Genomic DNA, 6,852 nt, shown 5'->3' on the forward strand with positions numbered 1-6,852 from the left:
GAGTGGGGCCACGGGCCCACCGCTTGCGCGACGTGCACCCGGCCGGTCACCGCTGCTTGAACTCGACCGTCTTCTTGTCCGCGTCGTAGTCGTAGCTGCCCGTGAAGCCCCAGTTGATCCAGCCGCCGTCCCCCTTGTTCTGCACCTTCCCGGAGCTCAGCGCGACGACGTCCATCTCGCCCACCGTCGCCAGGTGCACCAGACCGAAGGGGTGGTAGAACTCGAAGTTGTCGAAGTCCTTCACCACCAGGATGTTCTTGTCGGGGAAGTCCTCGGAGTACTCGTCGACCAACGAGTGGATCAGGTCGTCCCGGTCGCCCGGCGCGTCCCCGGCGTAGTCCGTCCCTGGGTAGGTGCCCTCGGTGAACTTCGGCGTGTCGTTGTCGACGTGCTGCGCGCCGATGTCGTGGTCGGAGTCGGACGTCGCCGTCGGCGGGTCGGAGAAGTCGTCGGTGTAGTAGGCGGGCGGCTGGACGAAGTCCTCGTCGGCGCACTTCGGCGCGGGCGAGATCTTCTGCTTGTCGCCGTCGACGTCGGTCACCTCGAACGACGACTCCTTGAGCGTCTGCTCCTCGTCCACGGAGGTGAACGACACCTTGAACAGGTCGAGGCCCTGCCACGTGAGGCCGCCGCTGCCGCTCTCGGTCGTCCGTGTCGCGTCGTACTTGAGCTCACGCACGTTGGCGTGGTCCACGGCCGCCTCGTACAGGAGGCCGCCCGGCTGCTCGGTGCCGTCGAGCTCGACGTCGCCCTTGATCAGGTTGCCGTCGTCGTCCCGGGGGAAGATCTTGGCGATCTGCGGGCCGAGCTCGGCACGCAGATGCGGGTACTGGTTGAAATCGATGATCAGCTCCCGCTTGGAGATCGTCCCCTTCTCCTCGGACTTGGAGTACCCACCGCCGACGGCGAAGCCGTACGGCAGCGCCGCCTCGACGTCGATCCCCGCCTTGTAGAGCGTCCGCATCACCTGGTCGTCCATGGAGATGACGACCTTGGAGAGCTTGCCCTCCGTGTCCCAGGCGATGGTGGTGGCCGTGGTGCCCTTCCACTCGGTGCCCAGCTTGCCCGACCCGGACGCCGCCCCCGAGCTCTCCTTGTCCTTCTTGCTGGTGAACGGCGTCTTGCCACCGAGCGACGCGCCGATCAGGAACCCGCCGATGTCGGAGGACGAGTAGGTCGCCGTCCGGCTCCCGTCCGACCAGCGGCGGTCCTCGATCTGGATCTCGCCCTCGTAGCCGCCCTCGATGCCGCCGGCCAGCTCGGCCGGGCCCGACTTGCCGGTCAGGGTGAGCCCGCCCTTGAGCTTGACCTTCTTGATGTCGCTGTCCGCCTCGGCGAGCTCGTGGTGCTCCGGCTCCTGACCCTCGAGGTCCTGCAGGTCGCTGATGTCGGGCATGTGTTCCCGCGGCTGGCAGAAGCTCTGCTGGGGGTTCGGGCCGCAGTTGCGGCTGATCGGGCTGAAGACGAGCTCCTCGGTCTGGTTGTACCGCTTGTACCAGTCGATCCAGTCCTGGGCCTTCTGCATGTCCGTGAACTCGTAGGTCTTGTCCTTCGCGTACCCGGTGATGCCGGCGACGTCGAAGCTGATCGGCGAGCCGCCCACCTGGTCACCGGTGATGCCGGCGCCCAGCTCCACCCCGCGCAGCACGTGGATCCGGATCCGCCCGTCGCCGAGCTTCTCGATCAGGGTGCCGTTGTTGTCACCCCAACGGAAGAACAGGAACGTGATCTCCGAGCTGTCGACGTGCCCGGTGGCCTGCACTATGCAGTAGAACTCGGCCGACTCGTACCTGTCGGAGATGCAGTTGACCAGGTCGCCGGTCACGGCGGCGCGCTCCTTGCCCGCCGGCGCGTCCTTATAGGCAGCCCACTCGGCCTCGCACCCCTTGGGCACCGGCCACTCGCGGCAACCCACCTGTACCTTCGGCGGCGCGTCCTCATCGATCTCGCCGCTGGTCGGCATCGCGGTGGCGCAGCTCTCGTCGTTCGGGTCGTCCTTCGGTCCACCGCGGCCGTCGAGCACGCAGTCGACGAAGTCCTGGACCTCCGCCTCGGGATACGCTCCGTCCCGGCTGGGAAAGCCCTCGGGCAGGGGGTCCGGCAGGCAGCTCTCCGCCTTGGGATACCAGACACAGTCGATCTGCACGACGGGGGTGTCCTCGGGCAGGCCCTCCCTTGGCACGGAGCTGAAGGTGACGTCGTCCTCGCAGTCGCCGGTCGGCGAGCCGTAGCCGTCCTCGGGCGCTCCCGCACCGCCCCCACCGCCGGTGACGCCGTCCCCGCAGTCCTCGCCGGCGACGTCCTCCTTGGCGATGGACGACACCGCGCAGAGGAGCTGCTCGCTCACGTCTGCGGCGACGGGCGTGGCCGCGCCGAACACGATCGCGACGACCACCAGCAGCACCAGGCCGGTCACCCCGACGTACTCCGGCAGTGCCTGCCCGGCCTCGCGGTCGGCCCGACCAGCCCGACGCGCCTGTCCGGCCCCGCGGCGACCGCGCCTCGTCGCGCGGAAGGAGTTCACCTCGACGTCACTAGCCATTAACCCAACGTAGGGACCGAAACCGCAGGTCACGACGGCCCAGCGACCCAACATCGCACCCAGAAGGCCTGGGCCCTCGGGCCCAGGCCTGCCCGGTGGGGCCGCGGGTCACGGCCCCACCACGGGAGGAGCTACTTCTTCCTGTCGAAGGCGTCCTTGGCGTTCTCGGCCGCGTCCTTTGCCTTCTCCCCTGCGTCCTTGACGTCGGCCTTGGCCTGGTCGGTCTTGCCCTCGGCAGCGAGCTCGTCATTGCCGGTGGCGTCCCCGAACGCTTCCTTCGCCTTGCCGAGGCCCTTCTCTGTCGCGTTCTCGGTCTTGTCGTCTGCGCTCATCAGCTTCCCCTCACTCCTTGGTCCTGCGTCCCGGGTCTCCGGCACGTTGACCGTCCCAGGCTGACGCGGGCGAGACCCACTCGCCTCCGGGACCGGGCACTGCCCGCGATGCCGTAGGATGCGCAGTGCGAGGGGAGTACTTCCCTAACATCGTCCGGTCAGTACGGCGCACCAGCGACCTCGGGCGACGACCTTGCAGTGCAAGGTGAAGGAGACCTCGGAGCCATCTACTACGGAGACTCCATGCTCGCCACCAGCACAGGTACTTCCTCTGCCGTGACCTCTGTCGCCACTCCCACCATGTGGCTCGTCACCATCCTCGCCGTCCTCGCTCTGCTCGCGATGGACTTCCTCATCACCAGACGCCCGCACGAGGTGTCGATGCGTGAGGCCCTGGGCTGGAGCGCCTTCTACGTCGCCCTCCCGCTCGCCTTCGGCGGGTGGATCTGGGCCGGCTTCGGCTCGAGCACGGGCGTGCAGTACCTCACCGGGTACCTCGTCGAGAAGTCGTTGTCGGTCGACAACCTCTTCGTGTTCATGCTCCTGCTCACCGCCTTCGCGGTGCCGCCAGCGCTGCAGCAGCGCGTCCTCCTGCTCGGCATCGTCGGAGCCCTGGTCCTCCGCGGGATCTTCATCGCGCTCGGGGCAGCGGTCCTGGCCAACCTCAGCTGGGCGTTCCTCCTCTTCGGTGCGATCCTCCTCGCCACGGCGGTCAAGATCCTCGTCGACCAGCTCCGCGGCGGCGCGCACGACGTCGACGTCTCCGAGATGCGCTCGGTCCGCCTGATCCGCCGCTTCATGCCCGTCACGGAGGACTATCGCGGCCCCCGGCTCTCGGTCCGCGAGAACGGGCGGCGCATGCTCACCCCGCTGGCGGTCGTGGTGGTGGCCATCTTCGCCACCGACGTCGTCTTCGCGGTGGACTCGGTGCCCGCCGTCTACGGCATCACCAGCGACCCGTACCTCGTGTTCGCGACCAACGCCTTCGCCCTGCTCGGCCTGCGCGCCCTGTACTTCGTGCTCCAGGGCGCCCTGAGCAAGCTGGTCCACCTCGGGTACGGGCTCGCGACGATCCTGGCGTTCATCGGCGTCAAGCTCGTGCTGCACTGGGCCCACGGGATCTGGGCGAGCGTCCCCGAGATCCCGACCCTCGCGTCGCTCGGCGTGATCCTCGCCGTCCTCGCCACGGTGACCGTGACCAGCCTCTACGCCACCCGCGATCGTACGCAGGACGATCGGCTGCTTCGCCGGGACTAGTGGGCGGCGCCGGTCTCGATGAGCAGGACGCCCCCCACGATGAGGATGATGCCCAGCCCCATGAGCCCGGTGAGCGGTTCCCCGAACAGGATCTTGCTCAGGACGGCGGTGAGGGCGACGCCCGCGGCGGCCCAGATCCCGTAGGCGACGCCGAGGGGCATCCCGTTGGCGAGGGTCTGGACGAGCATCGTGAACGCGACGAGGTAGCCGACGCCGACGCCGATGAACCAGACCTTCCTCCCTGTGGAGGCCACCCGGAGCGCGAGCGTGGCGGAGACCTCGAAGAGGATCGCGCCGGTCAGGAACAGCCAGGCCATCAGGCCACCTCTTCGGTCTCGTGCGCTCGTTGTGCGCCGAGCTCGACGCACAGGACGCCGCCGATCACGAGCACGATGCCGACGGCCATCAGGAGGGTGATGGGCTCGGCGAAGAGGACCATCGACATGAGCGCGGTGAGCGCGACCCCCGCGGCACCCCAGATGCCGTAGGCGACCCCGAGCGCCATCCCGGCCCGCAGGACGAAGGTGAGGCACACGAACGAGCCGAGGTAGCCGGCGACCACCACCGCGTACAGCGCCGGGGTCTCCAGTGCCGCCTTCATCGACAGGGTCGCGGTCACCTCCAGGAGGATGGCTCCGGCCAGATACAGCCACCTCCTGGTGGTCTGCTTCGTCATGGTCGGCTCCTTTCGTCGGTCAGGCGTGGGCCGACGGCGAGGCTCGCCGCCCTCCCCTCGGCTGCGGAGGCCCGGCCTCGCACGGGCTTCAGTCGTGCGCGGCCCCGCCGGCGGCCTCCGGACGAACGGCGGCGTCACCGACGAGCGTGGCAAGCTGCCGCTCGAGAGCCGCGAGCTCCTCGGCGCCGATACGGCGCGCCCAGCCGTCGCGGAGGGCGTCGAAGGCCGCTTCACCCTGCCGCATGACCTCCCAGCCGAGCGGAGTGACCTCGATCCGCTTGCGCCGCGCGTCGTGCGGGTCGACGCCGCGCTGGACATAGCCACGTTCCAGCAGCACCGCGATGGTCTTCGCGGCGGCCTGCTTCGAGACCGCCAGACGGCGGCCGAGCTCCGACGCGCTGTTCGCCCCGGACGCGATCGCCCGCATGGCGAAGTCGTGGACGGGGCGGACATCGTCGTGGCCGCGCGCCGCCAGCTCGGCGCCCGCCGACTCCACGAGGGACCGGTAGCCACCCAGAAGCAGCAGAGCGAGATCAGCGCCCGAGCGAGACATGGGCCCAGGATACGGCCCTTGCTTTCGACAACCTGATTGTCTAGTCTGAATAGACAACCCAGTTGTCCACAAGGAGTCATCGTGACCACCACCATCCCCAGCCGAACCGTCGACGACGTCGCTCATCACGTGATCCAGCTCGGTGACACAGAGCTGCACTACGTGTCCGCCGGCACGTCAGGGTCGCCGGTCCTGCTCGTCCACGGCTTCCCCGAGACCTGGTGGACGTTCCACCGGCTGCTCCCCCACCTCGCAGCCGACCACCGCGTCTTCGCCGTCGACCTGCGCGGCTTCGGCGACTCGAGCCCGGCCGGCGCCGATCACGGCAGCGCCGCGGCGGCGGACGACCTGCACCAGCTGATCGCGCACCTCGACGTCGGGCCCGTGCACGTCGCGGCGCAGGACATCGCCGGCGGCACGGTGCTACGCCTGGTCACGACACACCCGCAGGACGTCCTCAGCCTGACCGCCATCGAGATGGGCCTGGCCGGCTTCGGCCTGGAGGCCCTGGCGGACGTCACCCGCGGCGGCTCCTGGCACATCGGCGCCCTCGCGGCTCCCGGCGTGCCGGACCTGCTGCTCGCCGGCCGGGAGCTGGCGTTCCTCGAAGCGACCTTCCGGGCGATGACCGCAGCGCCGGGAGCCGTCACGGACGAGGACCTGGAGGAGTTCGCCCGCACCTATGCGCGCCCCGGCGCCTGGCACGGCGCGGCGGGCCTCTACCGTTCGATGCTCACGGAGGGCCAGGAGCTGCGCGAGCTCACGGCCGAGCGTCCGATCGCGGTGCCGGTGCTCGCGGTGGGTGCGGGCGGCGGATCGTTCACCGCGGACACTCTCTCGCGCGTCGCCGGGGCACCCATCGCGACGGCGCGGCTCGACGGCGTCGGCCACTACGCCGCACTGGAGGCACCTGCGGAGCTCGCCGCCGCGATGCTCGGTTTCCTGGGGGACGTGGACGCGGGCTGACCGCACGCGGACGGCACTGGTGTGTTCGGCAGTACGTCAGGTAGTCGGCATTCCGAGCGACCGACCGCCTGACGTTCTGCCGACTACGCACCGCAGCCGGCCGCCCGGCCCAGGTCACGTCAGGTGGTCGTGGTCGCCTCGCGTCCAAGCCGCGTGGCGGTTCGCTGAGCGTTGCACCACCTGGCGGGCGTCGGTCGGGATGACGCCGTCGAAGTTGTTGTAGAGCCGGTCGAACTCGAACCGGCTCACGTGGTGGGCGACCCGCTGGACCACCGCCCCCGAGAGCGGGATCCGGTTGGGGTAGCTGCGCATGAACGACACCGACGTGCGGTCCGGGTTGGCGAAGATCGTGTCGCCGCTGAGCAGCACGCCCTTGCCCGACGCGCCGGACGCCCAGTGCGCCACGCAGGAGCCCGGGAAGTGACCGCCGGGCTGGCTCAGCGTGACACCCGGCAGGATCTCGCGGTCGCCCCGCCACAGCTCGACGGCGTCGTCGGACCGGGCCAGCCAGTGCGCGTCGGCCTCG

At 69.6% G+C, this 6,852-nt stretch carries 8 protein-coding genes; 2 read left to right on the top strand and 6 right to left on the bottom strand.

Annotation, left to right across the window (positions count from 1 at the left end; translation table 11 throughout):
* Window positions 1-46: 46 nt before the first annotated feature.
* Together APR04_RS10150 and APR04_RS10155 are read right to left on the bottom strand one after the other, a co-directional pair.
* The gene (locus APR04_RS10150) at window positions 47-2,542 is read right to left on the bottom strand and encodes a hypothetical protein (RefSeq protein ID WP_253869686.1); all 2,496 of its coding nucleotides are present in this window, start codon (window positions 2,540-2,542) and stop codon (window positions 47-49) included.
* Window positions 2,543-2,673: 131 nt separating this feature from the next.
* On the bottom strand, window positions 2,674-2,874 hold the full coding sequence (locus tag APR04_RS10155; protein WP_253869688.1) for a CsbD family protein: 201 nt from the start codon (window positions 2,872-2,874) through the stop codon (window positions 2,674-2,676).
* A 243-nt stretch (window positions 2,875-3,117) separates the two neighbouring features.
* On the opposite strand from APR04_RS10155, the gene APR04_RS10160 reads away from it, so the two are divergent.
* Window positions 3,118-4,131: a TerC family protein gene (locus APR04_RS10160; protein ID WP_253869690.1), complete on the top strand. Its 1,014-nt coding sequence runs from the start codon at window positions 3,118-3,120 to the stop codon at window positions 4,129-4,131.
* Here APR04_RS10160 and APR04_RS10165 read toward each other — a convergent pair.
* The 3 genes from APR04_RS10165 to APR04_RS10175 form a co-directional block, all read right to left on the bottom strand.
* On the bottom strand, window positions 4,128-4,448 hold the full coding sequence (locus APR04_RS10165) for a DMT family transporter (RefSeq protein WP_253869691.1): 321 nt from the start codon (window positions 4,446-4,448) through the stop codon (window positions 4,128-4,130). The two genes, APR04_RS10160 and APR04_RS10165, sit on opposite strands and share 4 nt — an antisense overlap.
* A complete protein-coding gene (locus tag APR04_RS10170) occupies window positions 4,448-4,807 on the bottom strand; it encodes a DMT family transporter (protein WP_253869693.1) in 360 nt (119 codons plus the stop codon). Before APR04_RS10170 ends, APR04_RS10165 begins: the two co-directional genes overlap by 1 nt.
* Window positions 4,808-4,895: 88 nt before the next feature.
* A complete protein-coding gene (locus APR04_RS10175) occupies window positions 4,896-5,360 on the bottom strand; it encodes a MarR family winged helix-turn-helix transcriptional regulator (RefSeq protein WP_253869695.1) in 465 nt (154 codons plus the stop codon).
* 81 nt (window positions 5,361-5,441) lie between these two features.
* Between APR04_RS10175 and APR04_RS10180 the strand changes: the two genes are divergently transcribed.
* A complete protein-coding gene (locus APR04_RS10180) occupies window positions 5,442-6,326 on the top strand; it encodes an alpha/beta fold hydrolase (RefSeq protein ID WP_253869696.1) in 885 nt (294 codons plus the stop codon).
* 114 nt (window positions 6,327-6,440) lie between these two features.
* Here APR04_RS10180 and APR04_RS10185 read toward each other — a convergent pair.
* On the bottom strand, window positions 6,441-6,852 hold a 412-nt coding region (locus APR04_RS10185; protein ID WP_504967643.1), incomplete at its 5' end, for an MBL fold metallo-hydrolase.

The organism is Promicromonospora umidemergens (assembly GCF_024171995.1).
Taxonomy (GTDB): Bacteria; Actinomycetota; Actinomycetes; order Actinomycetales; family Cellulomonadaceae; genus Promicromonospora; species Promicromonospora umidemergens.